The 17,961-nt window shown below is 41.9% G+C and carries 14 protein-coding genes; 2 read left to right on the top strand and 12 right to left on the bottom strand.

Annotated elements, in window-relative coordinates; all coding sequences use genetic code 11:
- Positions 1-10: 10 nt before the first annotated feature.
- Positions 11-1,273 carry an ammonium transporter gene (locus ACQKKO_RS18035; RefSeq protein WP_498649692.1) on the bottom strand — a complete coding sequence of 421 codons (1,263 nt, stop codon included), beginning with the start codon at positions 1,271-1,273 and terminating at the stop codon, positions 11-13.
- A 296-nt stretch (positions 1,274-1,569) separates the two neighbouring features.
- Here ACQKKO_RS18035 and ACQKKO_RS18040 point away from each other — a divergent pair, with 296 nt between their 5' ends.
- On the top strand, positions 1,570-2,220 hold the full coding sequence (locus tag ACQKKO_RS18040; RefSeq protein WP_498649639.1) for a spore coat protein: 651 nt from the start codon (positions 1,570-1,572) through the stop codon (positions 2,218-2,220).
- Positions 2,221-2,669: 449 nt separating this feature from the next.
- Here the strand turns inward: ACQKKO_RS18040 and ACQKKO_RS18045 are convergent, their stop codons facing one another.
- From ACQKKO_RS18045 to ACQKKO_RS18065, 5 genes are all read right to left on the bottom strand, one after another.
- Positions 2,670-3,719, bottom strand: a complete 1,050-nt coding sequence (locus ACQKKO_RS18045; protein WP_498649640.1) for an AbrB family transcriptional regulator — start codon at positions 3,717-3,719, stop codon at positions 2,670-2,672.
- Between the two features lie 15 nt (positions 3,720-3,734).
- Positions 3,735-4,400, bottom strand: coding sequence for a uracil-DNA glycosylase (locus ACQKKO_RS18050; RefSeq protein ID WP_498649642.1), 666 nt, complete (start codon positions 4,398-4,400; stop codon positions 3,735-3,737).
- Positions 4,401-4,504: 104 nt separating this feature from the next.
- Positions 4,505-5,866, bottom strand: coding sequence for a YjiH family protein (locus ACQKKO_RS18055; protein ID WP_498649644.1), 1,362 nt, complete (start codon positions 5,864-5,866; stop codon positions 4,505-4,507).
- Positions 5,867-5,997: 131 nt separating this feature from the next.
- Entirely contained in the window at positions 5,998-7,680 is a 1,683-nt protein-coding gene (locus ACQKKO_RS18060) for a methyl-accepting chemotaxis protein (RefSeq protein WP_498649646.1), read from the bottom strand.
- Positions 7,681-7,829: 149 nt separating this feature from the next.
- The gene (locus ACQKKO_RS18065) at positions 7,830-9,659 is read right to left on the bottom strand and encodes a methyl-accepting chemotaxis protein (protein WP_498649648.1); all 1,830 of its coding nucleotides are present in this window, start codon (positions 9,657-9,659) and stop codon (positions 7,830-7,832) included.
- Between the two features lie 213 nt (positions 9,660-9,872).
- Between ACQKKO_RS18065 and pdxK the strand changes: the two genes are divergently transcribed.
- A complete protein-coding gene (gene pdxK, locus ACQKKO_RS18070; RefSeq protein ID WP_498649650.1) occupies positions 9,873-10,685 on the top strand; it encodes a pyridoxine/pyridoxal/pyridoxamine kinase in 813 nt (270 codons plus the stop codon).
- A gap of 80 nt (positions 10,686-10,765) precedes the next feature.
- On the opposite strand, the gene ACQKKO_RS18075 is transcribed toward pdxK, so the two are convergent.
- The 6 genes from ACQKKO_RS18075 to cshA form a co-directional block, all read right to left on the bottom strand.
- The gene (locus tag ACQKKO_RS18075) at positions 10,766-13,174 is read right to left on the bottom strand and encodes a heavy metal translocating P-type ATPase (protein ID WP_498649652.1); all 2,409 of its coding nucleotides are present in this window, start codon (positions 13,172-13,174) and stop codon (positions 10,766-10,768) included.
- Between the two features lie 54 nt (positions 13,175-13,228).
- Positions 13,229-13,438, bottom strand: a complete 210-nt coding sequence (copZ, locus tag ACQKKO_RS18080) for a copper chaperone CopZ (protein WP_498649654.1) — start codon at positions 13,436-13,438, stop codon at positions 13,229-13,231.
- A 140-nt stretch (positions 13,439-13,578) separates the two neighbouring features.
- On the bottom strand, positions 13,579-14,937 hold the full coding sequence (glnA, locus tag ACQKKO_RS18085; protein WP_498649656.1) for a type I glutamate--ammonia ligase: 1,359 nt from the start codon (positions 14,935-14,937) through the stop codon (positions 13,579-13,581).
- A gap of 233 nt (positions 14,938-15,170) precedes the next feature.
- On the bottom strand, positions 15,171-15,605 hold the full coding sequence (locus ACQKKO_RS18090) for a DUF4064 domain-containing protein (RefSeq protein ID WP_498649658.1): 435 nt from the start codon (positions 15,603-15,605) through the stop codon (positions 15,171-15,173).
- A gap of 21 nt (positions 15,606-15,626) precedes the next feature.
- Positions 15,627-16,058 (bottom strand): DUF4064 domain-containing protein, encoded by a 432-nt coding sequence (locus ACQKKO_RS18095; RefSeq protein ID WP_498649660.1) that lies wholly within the window; start codon positions 16,056-16,058, stop codon positions 15,627-15,629.
- A 149-nt stretch (positions 16,059-16,207) separates the two neighbouring features.
- The gene (cshA, locus tag ACQKKO_RS18100; protein WP_498649662.1) at positions 16,208-17,734 is read right to left on the bottom strand and encodes a degradosome RNA helicase CshA; all 1,527 of its coding nucleotides are present in this window, start codon (positions 17,732-17,734) and stop codon (positions 16,208-16,210) included.
- Between the last annotated feature and the right edge of the window lie 227 nt (positions 17,735-17,961).

The raw sequence follows: 17,961 nt of genomic DNA on the forward strand, positions 1-17,961 counted from the left end.
TCAGAACTCCTTATGCACCCGTTTTTTTCTTATCAAGTTGCTCTTGCATGCTTTCAGGATAACCGTAGCTTCCGTGCTCACTAATATCAAGTCCCATGATCTCTTCTTCTTCTGTCACACGCAGTCCACCAAGAATCGCTTTAATACCAAGAAGGATTACATATGAAGCGATAAATGCAAAGGCACCGCACGCAGCTACGCTGATTACTTGAACACCCAGTTGAGAGAACCCTCCACCGTAGAACAAACCAGGTAAACCACCATTCATATTTGCAAGCTCAGGTGTAGCGAAGAATCCTGTAGAAATGGTTCCCCATACACCAGCAACCCCGTGTACAGATAAAGCAAAGATTGGATCATCAATTCGAGCCTTATCAAACATTTTCATACTGAAGAATACGATTAATCCACCAATAATACCAATGATCACTGCTGCCCAAGGAGCAACAAAGGCACAAGATGCTGTAATAGCTACTAGACCTGCAAGCGCACCATTTAACATCGTTGGAACATCTGACTTACCAGTTACTGCGTAAACAATGAATAGGGCAGCAATTGCACCCGCACCAGCTGCAAGCTGAGTGTTTAATGCAACGTAACCGAAGAATCCATCAGCAACTCCACCTGTGCTTCCTGCGTTAAAACCAAACCAACCTACCCAAAGAATAAGGACACCCAATGCCGTAAATACTTGGTTATGACCGTAAATTTCATTTGGAGAACCGTCTTTATTGAATCGTCCAAGACGTGGTTTTAATAAAATCGTTGCAGCTAGTGCCGCCATCGCACCTGTTAAGTGAACAACCGTTGATCCTGCAAAGTCTTGTTTACCTAGTTCAGATAACCATCCTTGCTCACTCCAGATCCAATGTGCAACGATTGGATAGACAAGGGCTGAGAAAAGAACAGCAAACAGTATATAGGCTGCTAGCTTTCCACGTTCAGCAAATCCACCAAACGCAATTGTTAATGCGATTGCCGCAAACGTTAGCTGGAAGAAGAAATCAACTGCACCAGTTGTTCCTTCTGCATCGAAGCTATTAAAGTCTCCGAAGAAGAAATTAGATAAACCGATAATGGCATTTCCATCTCCATATATAAATCCATACCCAACAGCCCAAAAGACTAAAGAAGCAATACCGACTGTAAAAATGGTTTTTCCAGCAATATGACCTGCATTCTTCATTCGTGTTGAACCTGCTTCAAGTAGAATAAATCCACCTTGCATAAAAAGGACTAAAATTGCAGCAACCGTTAACCAAACATTATTCATCAGAAAAATTGGATCGTTCAAATTCATTCTCCCCCTTCAATCGTTTACTTGCGTAAAGATAGTTAACATCTCTTGTTACCCCTAATTATACGTGTCCGTTAACTGATGGCTACTTAGTTGGAAGATTACCTTACACTATTTCTATTCTTCTGAAATAACTGATTACTCTGGTTTTGTTGATAGAAAGCACTCGTATCCGCTTACATTTTTGCAAATATAAACAGGTATGGTTCAGGTGATTTCAAGCCACATTAAATGATGGATCGCATGGGTCCTATAAAAAGGAGGCGCACACAATGAATAGCTTACCGAATCAAAATCAGCCAAACCAAATGCAATCTGAACAGATTCCACCACAAATGAATCATGGAGGTCACGAACTCTTTGACAGCCATGAAATCATTGCCGGTATGATCAATGTGCTCGACCAATTTATGATCTTTCGTTCGTTTATGAAGGACCAAACATTGGTAGAAATACTTGATCGTCAGTACACCTTCATTGAAAGCCAATATAATCTAATTGTTGAAGCTTTCCGTACAGGACAGAAGCCTTCTGGTTCAACAGGCGTCTATAAAATGACTCAAACACATGATGTCATTTATGGAATTACGCCTTCGCAACCCAAAAAGCCAAACCAGTCCTTACAAGATGTAAAAGAAACTGGGTTATCTGCTCATATGTTAGGTTTGCTTAAGTCGGAAGCATCCTTGATGGGAATGGCGGCCACAGAGATCACCAATCCCGTAGTTCGCCGTGTCATTGCCGATTCGATCCCGAACTTTATTGAAATGGCCTATGAAGTGTTCCTTTACCAGAACAAGCATGGCTACTATCAAGTGCCACAACTCGCGGCAAAAGATGTCCAAGCCATGACTCAGGCCTATGCACCAGCTACACAGCCTGTGCAAATGCCTACTCCAAAGTCCAGCCAAATGCTTCAATAAAGGGAATAGAAAAACGAGCCAATTGGCTCGTTTTTTTGGTGGGGGTGGGGGATTATGTCGGGTGAGTGGGGTTGAGAAGGTTGGGGACTCTTTTTGCTGATTAGAGTAGTTTGAACCGATTCCGCGTGCTTTGGCCCTGAGTTCGCGCATTTCGGCTCCATCCCGCGCACTCATTCCCAGATCTCGCGCATTTCTCCTCCGTCCCGCGCTCCGCCTTCTTACTTCCAGTCCTATTCTCCTTACTGCCTGAGCGAAACGTCTTGCTATCCTAGTTTACGTCCTTGGTAACAGGGTGTGGTTCTTGGATAAGTGCCTTTTCCCCTTGCTATCGAGGCCTTCTTCTGAGTGAAGGTGTCGATTTTCTTAGTAAATGATTCATTTCTCTTACTAAGGCTCCTACGACCTTGGTTGTTTTACAATTGTTCTTGGAACTCTCTAAACCCTTCTTGCTAACGAACCTCATGACTTGCTTCAGGCTTCTTTGCGAACCATTTTATTAAAAATGGAAGCGCAGCGAATAGGCAGAGAACGCGGAGCATTTGTAGGGTTGCAACTAAGGTTGAGTCTAGATTTAATGAGAGTGCAGTTGCTGCCATTTCTGCGGCTCCGGCTGGTACGATGCCTAGGAGGGATTCGTTAAAGGATGTGGAGGTTAGGACGAAAAATAAACCTGCTAGCAAAAGGCTTGTACCAAAATAAATGGCTAGGGTGAGTGCACTTACTTTTCCTATTCTCTTTAGTTCGCGTACGGTCTCACGGTCAAAGCGGGAACCTAATATGGCTCCCATTAGTCCTTGTGCCATGCCTGGTATAACAGAGGGCATCGATATATCCGGTAAGATGAATGTATGAGCGATAAAGCCCAGGCCAATGCTGACAAAAACGATGGCACCTGGAAATGGAATTCGAGCTCCGACCCATGTAGAAAGTAAAGCTACCACAAGAACACAAAGCAGGACAGATACAAAACTCACACCGGACATTGTGTTTGTTGGCTGAGTGAAGAGTTGTTTTTCCACATCCGTCAATAGACCAGCAAAAAAGGGGATCGCAAGGACAAACAACGTAATTCTCGTTGTATGAAAGGCAGCAACAATTCGTTGGTCTGCACCGTATTCGTCACTGACTGCAATAACTTCCGATGCACCCCCGGGTAAACAACAGAAGAATGCTGTATTTTTATCAAGGCCTGACCACTTATGAAAGTAGCGGCCAAGTATTACACCAAACATAATCGTTAGTAGGATAGATAGGAGTAATGGCAGAATGAGCTGTTTGTAGGTGACAAACCGCTCGAGAATGACGGTGAATCCGATGTTTGTTCCAATAATCGCGATAATATATGAAAAGTATTGCTTTGAAAAGGCAATTTTTGCACCTGCAAGAGACCAAATGATGCCACATACTAACGCTCCAAGCAACCAGCCCGCGGGGACGGATAGTGCGTTAAATATCCCCCCTACAAGGATGGCCACTACGATGTAAATCCCTTTTATCAAGACTTCCCCTCCCTTCTATAGCTCCCAATCAATTGGCTGTTTGCCTTGGTCTTTTAACCATTGATTGATTTTGGAGAAGGGTTGGCTTCCAAAAAATCCGCGTCGGGCTGAAAAGGGACTTGGATGAGGTGAAGTGAGTATGTAATGTTTTGGGTCCTTTATTCTCTCCCCTTTGACTTGTGCGTGTTTCCCCCAAAGGACAAAACATACTGGTTCGTCTCTTTGATCTAATGAATCAATGACAGCATCCGTAAAAGTCTCCCATCCACGTCCTTTATGAGAGGCAGGCTCTCCGCGTCGAACGGTCAGAACGTTGTTCAACATCAGGACACCTTGCTTTGCCCATGAGGTTAAGGTTCCGTGGTTTGGTGGCTCAATATCTAGGTCGCTTTGAAGTTCTTTGTACATGTTTTTTAAGGACGGCGGGATCGGGACTTCTGGCTTGACAGAGAAGCTTAGCCCATGTGCCTGGTTCGGACCGTGGTACGGATCTTGGCCAATAATGACTACTTTTACATCCGGAAAGTCAGTCAGGTGAAGAGCATTATAGATCTCGTCCATCGGCGGATAGATGGTTTGTGTTTGATATTCTACTTTTAAAAATTCTCGTAAATCGAGATAATAGTCCTTTTCAAATTCCGATGCGATTTGTCTTTGCCATTCGTTTTGTAAAATCTTCATGATGGCTACACCTCTTTTTCTACTCTTTCTTTTATTGTATCACGTCTATAAAACGATGAAAAAACGCAACAGACACGATAAATGTCTGTTGCGCTTGATTGATTTTAGAAGAATAAATGCGCCATTAGAACAATGACTGGCAGGGTAATAACGGTCCGAACGATGAATACAAGAACCAGATCCCAGAAGTTTACTGGTAGCTTAGAAGCTAGGAGTAAGCCACCTGTTTCAGAAAGATAAATAAGTTGAGTGACAGATAAACAAGCAATGATAAAACGTGTCATCTCACTTTCAATGTCACCTGCAAGTAGTGCAGGAAGTAACATGTCAGCAAATCCGATTACCATTGTTTGACCAGCTGCCGCAGCCTCTGGTACCTGCATTAATTGTAGAACTGGGACAAACGGTGCACCAAGCCATGAGAAGACTGGTGTAAACTCAGCAAAAATTAAAGCGATTGTACCAACAGCCATAACGACAGGGATCACACCTAACCACATATCCAGAACATTTTGCAATCCATTTTTGATATGCTTTACAGGTTTTTCCGTATGCTGTGCTACTCCCATCGCACGGTTAAAGCCAAGTGCGAACAAGTTTGTACCCTTTGGATAGACTTCATCCTCAGATTCTCTTCCATCTACATACGTATCTGACTTACGTGATAGTGGCGGAATACGCGGAGTGATTAAAGCAGCTGCAAGACCCGCAACAAGAATAGTTAGATAATACTGCCAAAACATGTGCGATAGATTCACGTATTCTAAAATCACAATTGTAAATGTAATGGATACAACAGAGAATGTAGTTGATACAATGGCCGCTTCTCTTTTTGTATAATGTCCTTGCTCATACTGCTGGCTACTTAATAGAACACCCACGGTTCCATCACCCATCCAAGATGCTAGGCAATCAACCGAAGAACGACCAGGTAAACGGAATAATGGACGCATTAATTTGTTTAAAAGTGCACCTAATAATTCAAGTAAACCAAAGTTCAAAAGTAAAGGTAACAGTAGACCAGCAAAAAGAAAGACAGCAAACAGTACAGGCAGAAGGTCACCAAAAACAACCATTCCCGTATTTTCACTCCATACAGCTTCTGGACCTAATTCAAAGTATGTCATGACTCCAAATACGGCTCCCAGTACGCGAATAACAAACCAAAACGGACCAACAACAAACAATCTCTTCAAGAAATCATTTTCCATAAATGTTTGTGGCTTTAGAATTGAAACAAAAATCGTCATGATGACAGAGATCAATAACACAGCCAAAACAATTGTAGACATTGCTGTGCCTAACACGTCTGAAAGTAAGTTAGCCATAAAGGCAACAGGAAGTGTAATTTCTCCATCTCCATTTTCAAGTGGAATCATGAATAAAAAGATCCCAAGCAAAGAAGGAATGAGGAAGATTAATAGATTACGTATTGAAAAGTAATTCTTTGAATCCAGTGAATTCATATATATAAACCCCTTATCGTATAATAGCGGTGGACTGTTAGATTTTCTACCTACGTTTCTAACGTCCCTCAATAATTATACATATAAATTAATATTTAGCCAGTCTTTTCACCAAAAAAGGTTATACAAAGTTATGGTAATTTAAAGATTGATAGCTCATCCTCAAGCCCTTTTGTCTTTTCAGCAAGGTCATCGGCCATATTTTTTATCTTTTGAGTAGAAGCCAGTTGTTCTTCTGTTTGTCTTGTTGCATCTTCTGTTCGTCTAACATGTTCTTGTGACGCATCACTCACCTCTTGAATATGGCGGTGTAGATCTCGTATGTCGGAGGAAATCGACCGTGTAGAATCAGATACTCCTTCCATTTCTGTATACACCTTTTGAACCGATGTACTAATTTTTTGGAATGATTGAACCACTCGATTCATACGTGAAGTACCTTCAATTACTTCCGACCTTCCAGTTGAGATCTCTTTAACCGCTTGATCTGTTTCCTCTTGTATCGTATGAACCATTTCGCTAATTTGGCTAGCTACTTTCTTTGATTTGATCGATAGCTTTTGCACTTCTGATGCAACCACAGCAAAGCCCTGGCCGTGACTTCCAGCTCTAGCTGCTTCAATCGATGCATTCAGAGCAAGAAGCTGCGTTTGTTCAGAAACTTCAGTGAGGACAGCGACCATTTGATTGATTTTCCCCGTATTTTTGTGTAGGCGCTCCATTACTTTAGCTGCTTGAAAAACGGTTTGTTCGATTTTTGCGGTTTGATTCATGGCTTCAGCAATTTGTGTTTGACCCGCCTTAGCTTGTTCGTCCATTTGGTGTGAGGTGTCTGTGGCCGAGGTTGTCGCCCGGTCAATAGTCACCACCGTTTCTTTAATGTCTTCTGCTTTCTCTAAGCTCTGGGCTGTTAACATAGAGTTAGACTCAGACATAGCTGCGAGTGTTTGTAAGTAGGAGGTCATCGTAAGCGCTGATTGCTCGGACTCACTTGAGCTGTCGGAAAGATTGTTTGCCGTTACGGTAACGGTTTTGCCGAGGGTAGTTGTTGTTCCAATCATTTTCTTTAATGCTTCTCTCATCTGATTAAAAGCAGCTGTTACCACACCAATTTCGTCTGATGAAACTGTGGTTACTTCATTCCCTCTGAGATCTCCATCTGCTATAAGATTCGCAGCATTTGATAACCTCGCGAGTGGCGTTGATATCATCCCTGATACTTTATAGAACATCCAAACAAATAGAAGAATCATGACACATGCAAGAATAAGCGTAATCCATTGCAATCGCTCTCCAAACGCTACGATACTCTCCATACTTTGGTCAATATTTGCTCGTTCTTCTGCTGCTAATGTTTGAAACGTCTCAACCATTTCTTCTGCAATCGGAGTAGACCGTTCATTCATATTCCTTGCTGCAAGCTCAAACTCACCATCACCCATTAACCCAAATACTTGAAATGTCAGGACATCCTCCCACTCTTGCGCTTGGTTAATGGCCTCAACAAATGATTCTTCTTGAGTGTTTTTTAAAATTCGTTCTTCAAGCTGATTGTTTACCTCACTTACCTCCTTAAACTCATTTCTATACGTTTCGTCATCAAATAGAAGATATCCTCTCGATAATGCCAGACGATCGGCAATGTTATACGTCATTTGTTCTTTCGCTGAGAGGATGGGCAGCTGATTGGTTCGAATCTCATCAATTTTTTGATTTGATAAATATGTGTTCCAGCTACTATATACCGCAAATGTCACAAATAGTCCGGTAATAAGTATGAAGACTACTAGTAATTTTCCTCGTACACTTTTCATCCAATCTCTCCTTTATTTTATAAATACCTCCTATAAGCATAGGTAATTAGACCCTGTTAATCTAGTTGATCATTGTTAAGAATTTGTAAAGGCCACGTAAAGACACTAAAAAACCTGAAGCGAATATATATCCGCTTCAGGTTTTTTAGTTAGGAAGATTTTCGATCCACTAACTCATCTACTTTTTCTTCTTCCACTACTGTTTCATTGTCCGTCTCAGTCATTTTTTCTGAATCAATCACATCATCATCGTTCTCAACCTCTAAATCACGATCTTGCTTAAATGAAGATGTGTTTGATAGTTTAAACGTCGAAATCTCTTCTAGTAAACTATTTGCAAGCTCTGTTAGTACCTCAGCCGAGGAAGCCACTTCCTGCATAGCTGCTAGCTGTTCTTCAGTAGAAGCAGCAGCCTCCTCCGTGCTTTCAACATTTGCTTTTGCCTGTACATCCATCGTTGTCATATACTCATTTAATTTCATTGTCTGCTGAGCAATACCTTGAGTGGCGGCTGATACCGCCATCATTTGGCTATTGACTTCATTAATGGATTTAGAGATATGCTCAAATGAAGTGCCCACGTCATCCATTAATTGTGTTCCTTGAGAGACTTCTTCTGTTCCCTTTTGCATTTCTGTTGTTGCAGTCTTGGCATCTCGCTGAATCGCATGAATCATTTGCTCAATCTGACTAGCTGAGTTCTTTGATTCTTCGGCAAGCTTACGTACTTCATCAGCAACAACTGCAAAACCTTTTCCGTGCTCTCCTGCTCTAGCAGCTTCAATCGCTGCATTTAAAGCTAGTAGATTTGTTTGTTCAGATATTGAAGTAATTAACTCTAGAATGTCGCCAATTTCCTTTGATCTTCTATCAAGCTCGCCCATCACTTCAGCGGATTTTTCCACTGTGAGTTGGATATCTTTCATTTGACCAACCGCTTGTCCAATTAGCTCTCTACCAGATGTAGAGCGCTCTTCCATTTTCATGGATGCCTCAATAGCCGTTGCAGTGGCAAATGTAATTTGTTCTACACTTTCCGTCATCGCATTCGATGCCTTGAGACTGTTTCTTGATGTCTCCGAGCTTGATTCAGCTGAGCTATTCAGCGCTTGAACCGTACCAGCAATTTGATTCGTTGCGGCCGATGTTTCTTCTGAGCTTGCTGATAATTGTTCTGCTGTAGCAGCCACGTTTTCTGACATACTTGCAGTTGTTCCAATCAAACTTCGTAACGAATCTCTCATCTTATTAAATGAATGAGCTAGAGCAAGGAACTCATCTTTTGTTTTAACACGTATCGGTTCCCCCGTTAAATCACCATCGCTAATTGCATCTGCCTCTTTCACTAGTTGTTTAAGAGGACTCGAGATCGTTGAAGAAATACGCAAAGCAAGAACAATCATAATAACCGTTAAGGCAATTGCAAGTATTAAGACAATTAATTGAAGCTGTTCTCCTGCACGCTGCGTCTCATTGATACTTGCAGCCATGGCATTGCGTTCATTCTCTGACATCTCTTGAAACTGAGTTGTTAAATTTCTGGCGATGGGCGTTGAACGCAAATTCATCATGGATTCCGCTAGGTCTGCATTTCCGTTTTGATACATAGGGAATACTTCTCCGGTTAATACCCCTTCCCATGCATGAGTATAGGTTAGCGTATCAGCTAAAGATTCATCATCTCCTGCCAGGTTCAACAGCTGTTCTTCAATAACAGCGGCTTCTTCACTTAGCGCATCAAACTGTTCAAGATATTCATCATAACCAAAAAGAAGATATCCCCTTGAAGCAGCCAAACGCTCTGTAATGTTAAAAGCCATTTGTTCCTTAGCCAATAATAGTGGAAACTCTTCCTTTTCCATATTTTGCAGACGTTCATTTGATACATAGAGTGTACTCACACTATAGATAGAGAATGCTAAAAACGATACAATGATAATTGAAAAAATCCGCAAAAGCCTTCCTTTAACACTTTTCAACGATTTCCCACTCCCTAACATCATTAGCCTATTTACAATACGTTTACATCTTTTATTTATATCGTCTAAAAGTCCCATCTTTTTGAGCTTTTTATCCTTATTTTTTCATATTAATTGGGAGTGAGAGGAATTAATTGTCCACTTCCTTTTCATTCATGGTTGTACTTTAGTATAATGAAGGTAGTTCTATAGGATAAGGGGAGTTTACGCGATATGAAACGGTATAAAGCACTAACCATTGCCGGCTCTGACACAAGTGGCGGCGCAGGAATTCAAGCTGATCTAAAAACATTTCAGGAACTAGGTGTCTATGGGATGAATGCACTGACAACCATCGTTGCCCAAAACCCGCATTCAGGCTGGGCTCATGAAGTCTTCCCAATCGACCCTGCTGTAACTGAAAAACAAATAGAAACCGTTCTAGCAGGGATTGGTATTGATGCTGCTAAAACAGGAATGCTTGGTTCAATTAAAATTATTGAGCTAGTTGCTAAAAAAGTTGAGCAGTACAATATCACAAACTTAGTAGTGGATCCTGTGATGGTATGTAAGGGTGCAGATGAGGCCTTGAACCCAGAAACAGATTCATGCTTACGTGAGGTACTCGTTCCAAAAGCATATGTGGTGACTCCTAACTTATTTGAAGCATCACAGCTTACAGGAAACGGACCGATCACAACCGTTGAGCAAATGAAGGAAGCGGCGGCTGCGATTTATGAACTAGGCGCTAAAAACGTTGTCATTAAAGGCGGAAGCAAACTGGATCACTCAAGCGCTGTAGATGTATTTTATGACGGTCAAGATATGCAGTTACTTGAGTCTGAAGAAATCAGCACAACGTATACACATGGAGCTGGCTGTACGTTCGCCGCAGCAATCACTGCTGAGCTTGCAAAGGGTGCAACGGTTCAAGAAGCTGTTCATAAAGCGAAGAAATTTATTACAGCTGCCATTAAACATGGTGTAGAGCTGAATCAATATGTTGGATCTGTTAGCCACGGGGCATTTAACGGAACGTATACTTGATAAAACGTATTAAAAATAAAAACACCTCTGATTTCCTTTTAAAAGGGATGTCAGGGGTGTTTTTTATCCTATTAATGTTGTTAAAGCTTCATTCGTTGCAGTCGTAGTGCATTTAATACGACAGACACTGAGCTAAAGGCCATCGCTGCTCCTGCTACCCATGGTGCAAGGAACCCCGCTGCTGCGATAGGGATCCCTACACTGTTATAAGCTAAAGCCCAGAATAAGTTTTGGCGAATGTTACGGATGGTCCTCTTGCTTACAACGATTGTATCAGCTATTCGCTGCAAATCTCCTCGGACAAGCGTAATATCCGCTGCTTCCATTGCAACATCCGTCCCAGTTCCTATAGCTATCCCAATGTCTGCTGTAGCTAAGGCAGGTGCATCATTAATACCATCACCAACCATAACCACTTTTTTTCCTTGCTTTTGTAGTCGCTTCACAGCCTCCGCTTTTTCCTCTGGCAACACTTCAGCAATCACCTGATCAATACCTGCCCCGTTTGCTATGGCTGTGGCCGTCTGCTTGTTGTCGCCTGTAACCATGTAGACATCAAGACCCATTTCTTTTAATCTTTGAATGGCTGCAGCTGATGTATCCTTCATTGTATCAGCAACGGCAAGCACACCAGCAAGCGTACCCTCTATGGCAACTAGCATCGCTGTTTTCCCAGCTGCTTCAAGAGAATGCATCATCTCAAGCGCTTCGTTTGTCTGTACACGATGCTGATCCATCAACCTGCGAGTCCCAATTAAGATGTTACGTCCAGACAATTCTGCTTCCACACCAAAACCAGTGATTGCCTTAAAGCCTCTAACTTCTAGGAGTGAAAGCTCTCGACTCCGAGCCCCCGCTACGATAGCTGTAGCTAACGGATGCTCCGAATGTGTTTCAACAGAGGCCGCGAGTTGGAGAAGATCATTTTCTAGTTCGTCTCCAACCGGATACACATCTGTTAGCTCTGGTACACCGTTTGTAATGGTGCCTGTCTTATCAAGGAGAATGGTATCAGCAAGATAAGCCGTCTCCAGCTGCTCTCCTCCCCTAAACAGAATGCCATATTCAGCCGCTCTTCCTGACCCTGCCATAATGGATGTAGGGGTTGCAAGTCCGAGCGCACAAGGGCAGGCAATCACAAGGACGGAGATAAACACTTCAAGAGCTGTGCCAAATTCTCCAGGTCTATAGGCAACATACCAGATCAAGAAAGTCAGTACAGCAATAGCTACAACAATTGGAACAAAGACTCCAGAAATTCGGTCAGCCATGCGTTGAATTGGCGCTTTTGAGGTCTGCGCCTGCTCAACGATTTGAACGATTTGAGACAAAACTGTTTCTTTGCCAATTTGCTCTGCCTTTACCCGGAGTGACCCATTCGTATTCAGAGTTGAGCCTAACACCTTTTCTCCGATCCCTTTATCAACAGGCACACTTTCACCAGTCAGCATTGATTCATCAATTGCAGCCTGCCCCTGAGTGATCGTTCCATCTACAGGAATCTTTTCACCCGGTTTCACAGAAATGAGATCGTCTACTCTGACCTCCTGTAACGGGACAACCTGTTCAGCTTCATCCCTATACACACGTGCGGTTTTCGCTTGAAGTCCTAGAAGTTTCTTAATAGCATCCGAAGAGCGTCCCTTAGCTTTTGCTTCAAATAACTTCCCTAAAATAATCAATGTAATAAGAACGGCACTTGTTTCAAAGTAAAGGTCAACCATATGATGAGTTGAACCAATTGATTGAAATGCTAAATAGACACTATAAAAATATGCCGCAGAGGTCCCCATAGCCACAAGCACATCCATATTTGCACTTCCACTTCGTAAAGCCTTATAAGCACCTTTATAAAATGGATAACCAATGACAAATTGCACGGGTGTGGCTAAAACAAGCTGAAACCACGGGTTCATAAATAAGTCTGGTAGCCAAATAAAAGAAGTCCATGTAAAGTGACTCACCATCGCCCACAAAAGCGAGAATGACAGCACTGCAGACACCCAGAATCTAATTGTTTGTTTTTTAATTTCCTGTTGTTTGTGGTCCGGAGCGTCCGCGTCATCTTCTTTTTGCTTTAATGTAAATCCTAGCTTTTGTACAGCTTCTTGCATGTCGAAAATGGAAACTTGCCCAGAATGATATTGAACCGTGGCGGTTTCCATTGCAAGATTAACCGTTGCTGTGCTAATTCCATCAAGACGGGATAATCGTTTCTCAATTCGATTGGAGCACGCCGCACATGACATCCCAATCACCTCGAATTCTGCTGTTTCTTCGATAGCCCCGTAACCTAAGGAATGGAGTTTTTGAAAGAGATCATTTGGCTCTATTTTTGAATGATCGTAGGATACCTGAGCTACTTCGAGAGTACTATTTACTTTCACCTCTTCCACGCCATCCATCCTCTTAAGTCCCTTTTCGATCCGATTGGCACAAGCAGCACAGGTCATCCCCGACACTTGAATGGTTAAATCTTTTTGGTTCATCCTGACACCCCCTTTATGAAAAAAAGAGCCGCATCTATGACGACTCCATTGTTTTTACTTTGTTACATCGTATCCTTGGTCTTCAATTGTTTCCATTATTTTTGTTAGAGGTGCTTTTTCTTGATCGAATTCTACATCAACCTTCGCATCCTTTAAATGAACAGTGACAGAAGCTACGCCATCTAGTTGTCCTACATTTTCTTCTACAGCCTTTACACAGTGGTTACAAGACATTCCTTGTACGTGGAGAGTTTGAGTTTCCATTTAAATTCCTCCTCATCGTTGATTACTGCTAGTTTACTATACCCTATGGGGGTAATCAAGCATTCTGCACAAAAAAAGGCTAATGATCCTATTTCAGAATCATTAGCCTTTTGTTTCATTAATAAATAATCATTTAGCAATTAGAATTTTGATTGGTACGTAGAAATTTCCCAATCATGAACAGTCATGCGGAACTCATCCCACTCGCCACGCTTAAGTTCAAGATACTCGTTAAATGCGTGCTCACCCAACGTTTTTTGACCAATGCTACCCGTTTCAAAACGATCAAGTGCTTGCTCAAGGCTTGAAGGAAGATTATCAATACCACGGCCTTCGAGTTCTGCAGCTGTCATGCTGAAGATATCTGCATCTACAGAAGCAGGAGCTGCCAGCTCACGATCTACACCATCCAAACCAGCAGATGCAATCACTGCAAACGCAAGGTAAGGGTTAGCAGATGGATCCGGACAACGGATTTCAACGCGTGTACCAGCTCCACGTGTAGCTGGAATACGAATGAGTGCAGATCGGTTTGAAGCCGACCAAGCGATGTAGCATGGCGCTTCATATCCTGGAACTAAACGCTTATATGAGTTAACAAGCGGGTTTGTTACCGCAACAAAGTCTTTTACGTTATCAATCAATCCAGCAATAAAGCTATAGGCTGTTGATGAAAGTCCAAGCTTATCTGAATCATCATAGAATGAATTTTCTTGCTTTTCATCATTGAAAAGAGAAATATTCACGTGCATTCCGTTACCGTTTGCTCCAGCAAGTGGTTTTGGCATAAATGTCGCGTGTAATCCAAACTGCTTAGCAACTGTCTTTACAACCCATTTGTACGTTGTTGCTGCGTCAGCTGAAGCGAGAGCATCCGCATATTTAAAGTTGATCTCGTGTTGACCTTCTGCAACCTCATGGTGAGAAGCTTCAATTGTGAAACCAAGCATTTTCAAAGCTTTATAGATCGCAAGGCGAACTTTTTCTCCATCATCCTTAGGAGATGGCTCAAAGTATCCGCCGACGTCTTGTGTGCGTTGAGTTGGTAAACCATACTCATCCGTTTCAAATAAGAAGAATTCAAGCTCAGGTCCAACACTGATAGAGAAACCTTTGTCTTTTGCTCTCTTCACTGTCTTTTTTAATACGTTACGAGGATCTCCCTCAAAATCGGACCCGTCAGGCTTTTTTACACTACATAGGAAGCGTGCTTCAGAATATCCTTCCTCCTCTGTCCAAGGTAAGACAGCAAAAGTTGTAATATCCGGTACTAGATACAAGTCAGATTGGTTGATAGGTGTGAATCCTGTGATTGAAGACCCATCAAACATTGTTTGTCCGTTCACTGCTTGATCCAGTTGTCTTGCTGTAATGGTTACGTGTTTTAATGTACCTTCTAAGTCAACAAACTGCATGTGTAAAAGTTCTACACTTTTCTTCTCAATTGTTTCCTTGATTGTTTCCAAGATGCTTTCTCTAGTTGGTGCATTTACCGACATCCCCACACACTTCCTTTTCATGTAATCTTTTATAACACATTCTTGTTATCTTTTACTTTATGATCGAAAAGCTTCCAATGCAATTGATATGTCAGATAATCTTACAAGGAAATCTTTTGGTAAAAGTCGGCAAACTCTTGCTATAAAAGCGAGTAAGCGCTTTATCATTCTAATTTAAACTTTCTAAATATTCCTTAGAAAGGGAATCCGCAAGCGGATTCCCTCTAAAATGCTTATACTGTTTCGTACGGCTCAGTAACCTGTGGTGCTTTACGAACAAGCGCCATAATTCCAGCAATCACATAAAGAATAGCAGGGATAATTGAAGCGATCCCGACAACTCCTCCAACTATGAATAGAATACCGGAGAGTTTTGTTTTCTTTTTAACAAAAATGGTTGCAAGGATACCTAGAATTGCTGAGATCACCCAAGAAACCGTAAGCCCAACTGCAAATGAACCCAATGATTCAATAAAATTGTTAACAGCTTCTACTTCTGCATCACTAAATTCTGGATCATTCTGTAATTCTTGACTAAATCCTTCTTGGAATTGATCGTTAAATTCATCGCTTCCAAATACAGCGCTAAAGGAAAAACCTAAAATAATTCCTATTAATAGAAGAACACTACCGATAATCCCTAAAACTAACTCGCCTGTTCGTTTCATCTTCTCACTCCTATAATAAATTTAATATACGATTGGACTTTCTTCCTTCGGTTTTCGGACAAATGCCAAGATTCCTGCGATAAAGAATAAAATAGCCGGAATGAAAATTAGGTACCAAATGGATATGAGACTGATAATGGCCGCTAACACCCACATGATTCCAGATACGATTGGCATTTTCTTAACGAGCACCGTGGCTAATACTCCTAAGATGACTGAAACAAGGAGCGCCATCACAATAATCCATCCATTTGAGACAAAGAAATTGATTATTTCATCAACACCCATATCAGCACCCGTTGGATTGACTTCCGGATCCTGTAGCATTTCCTCTAATTGAGCTTGACCTTCAGGTGAAGAAAATACAAATGTGGCTAAAGTAAAAAGGATGAATCCAATTGTCATCATGACACTTCCGATAATTCCCAATACTCGTTCTGCTGTTCTTTTCACATCTTGCTCCTTTCTGTACCTTCTGTACACATCATTTCCATTGTATTACATCATCTATTTATTCGTAAACGATTATAAGAAGATTGATCACTTGTTCGTTTATTAAAAAAGCCTCTTTAGGAACAAAGTCCCAAAGAGGCGATTCAATCTTATTTATTGTATGCGTGTTTCTTAGGCTTACGGCTTTGACCTTGGCTTGAGCTAGTGTTATTGCTTCCACCACGGTATTCGCGACGACCGCCACTTCCACCACCACGGTTTTCACCACCGCGACCACCTTGACGACGACGATCATCTTGACGGTAACGTGATCTTCCACCACTACCGCCGCCATCGCGACGAGGTTTTTTCGAACGAAGCGGTGCTTCATCTGTCAGACGAACAGGTGTAGCATCCGGTTCTTTTGTTAATAGTTTTAATGCAGCAGACAAAGCAGTTGTAGCATCTGTTTCTTTAAGTAGCTCTTCAGCTGCCTCGCGGTAAGAATCTGCACTATTTTCAACTTCAGTTAATGCACGTAATTGCTCAAGTGCAAGCTTTTGTTGACCTTCGACTGCCTGTTGAAGAGTTGGGGCACTATGGCGATCCATTTTCTTCTTAGACAAACGTTCGATTGCTTTGATATGGTCTCTTTCACGTGGTGTACCGAAAGTAACGGCAATACCTGAACGTCCTGCACGACCTGTACGACCAATACGGTGTACATAGCTTTCAGGATCTTGTGGAAGATCAAAGTTGTATACGTGAGATACTCCACTGATATCTAAACCACGAGCAGCTACATCTGTCGCTACAAGTACATCAATTAGACCGGTTTTGAATTTACGAAGAACGCTATCACGCTTCGCTTGATTCAGGTCACCATGAATACCTTCTGCACGGTATCCGCGTTTGATTAGTGCTTCAGACAATTCATCTACACGACGCTTTGTACGTCCGAACACAATTGCAAGCTCTGGAACTTGAATGTCAATCAGACGAGTTAGGGCATCAAACTTATCACGCTCATACAATTCAATGTATTGCTGTTCGATGTTTTCCATCGTTACTTCTTTTGATTTCACTGCAATAACTTCAGGGGAATCCATGAAAGTAGTAGCCAGCTTTTCAATACGCTTTGGCATTGTAGCTGAGAATAGAAGTGTTTGACGCTCAGATGGTGTTTCTTTCAAAATGGTCTCAATATCTTCAATGAATCCCATGTTTAGCATTTCATCTGCTTCATCAAGTACAACTGTGTCAACTTGATCAAGAAGAATCGTTTTGCGGCGCATATGGTCCATTAGACGACCCGGTGTTGCTACAACGATGTGCGGATTTTGTTTTAAGTCACGGATTTGCTTACGCATATCTTGACCACCGTAAACGGTAACTGTACGTACACCTTTTTTACGGCCAAACTTGATTAGCGATTCTGCTACTTGGTTAGCAAGCTCTCTTGTAGGAGCAATAACTAGCCCTTGAACTTCACGCTTATCAATATTAATTCTTTCAACTAAAGGAACACCAAATGCTCCTGTTTTCCCAGTTCCTGTTTGTGCTTGACCGATAATATCCTTTCCAAGTAAAGCTGTAGGAATCGTTGCTTCTTGGATTGGTGTAGCCTGGTCAAATCCCATACCTGTTACTGCCTGAACAACTTGCTCGCTCAGATTAAAATCATAAAATGTTGCCAAATGACAAATCTCCTTTTGGGCACCCTTCCGATGGTGACACGTTAGTCAGCCTTTCATCTCCACTTAGAGACGCGTAATCTATAACGCAGAAAGACCATACCCCCTAACAACCTGGATATGGTCGTCTGCCTGAATATATGTGTCGCCTACATACTAAGGCGCTTGTAGTTTTTTTTCCATCCATAATCATATCACGGGTGTTTCCTTAAATCAATGGTCCTTCAATA

The sequence above is a fragment of the Alkalihalobacillus sp. NPDC127517 genome (genome assembly GCF_050276055.1).
In the GTDB taxonomy this organism is placed as follows: Bacteria; Bacillota; Bacilli; order Bacillales; family Bacillaceae_D; genus Alkalicoccobacillus.

Coding starts and splice junctions, on each gene's coding strand:
- ACQKKO_RS18035 (WP_498649692.1), bottom strand. CDS start 1,273: ATGAATAATGTTTGGTTAACGGTTGCTGCAATTTTAGTCCTTTTTATG.
- ACQKKO_RS18040 (WP_498649639.1), top strand. CDS start 1,570: ATGAATAGCTTACCGAATCAAAATCAGCCAAACCAAATGCAATCTGAA.
- ACQKKO_RS18050 (WP_498649642.1), bottom strand. CDS start 4,400: ATGAAGATTTTACAAAACGAATGGCAAAGACAAATCGCATCGGAATTT.
- ACQKKO_RS18055 (WP_498649644.1), bottom strand. CDS start 5,866: ATGAATTCACTGGATTCAAAGAATTACTTTTCAATACGTAATCTATTA.
- ACQKKO_RS18060 (WP_498649646.1), bottom strand. CDS start 7,680: ATGAAAAGTGTACGAGGAAAATTACTAGTAGTCTTCATACTTATTACC.
- pdxK (WP_498649650.1), top strand. CDS start 9,873: ATGAAACGGTATAAAGCACTAACCATTGCCGGCTCTGACACAAGTGGC.
- ACQKKO_RS18075 (WP_498649652.1), bottom strand. CDS start 13,174: ATGAACCAAAAAGATTTAACCATTCAAGTGTCGGGGATGACCTGTGCT.
- copZ (WP_498649654.1), bottom strand. CDS start 13,438: ATGGAAACTCAAACTCTCCACGTACAAGGAATGTCTTGTAACCACTGT.
- glnA (WP_498649656.1), bottom strand. CDS start 14,937: ATGTCGGTAAATGCACCAACTAGAGAAAGCATCTTGGAAACAATCAAG.
- ACQKKO_RS18090 (WP_498649658.1), bottom strand. CDS start 15,605: ATGAAACGAACAGGCGAGTTAGTTTTAGGGATTATCGGTAGTGTTCTT.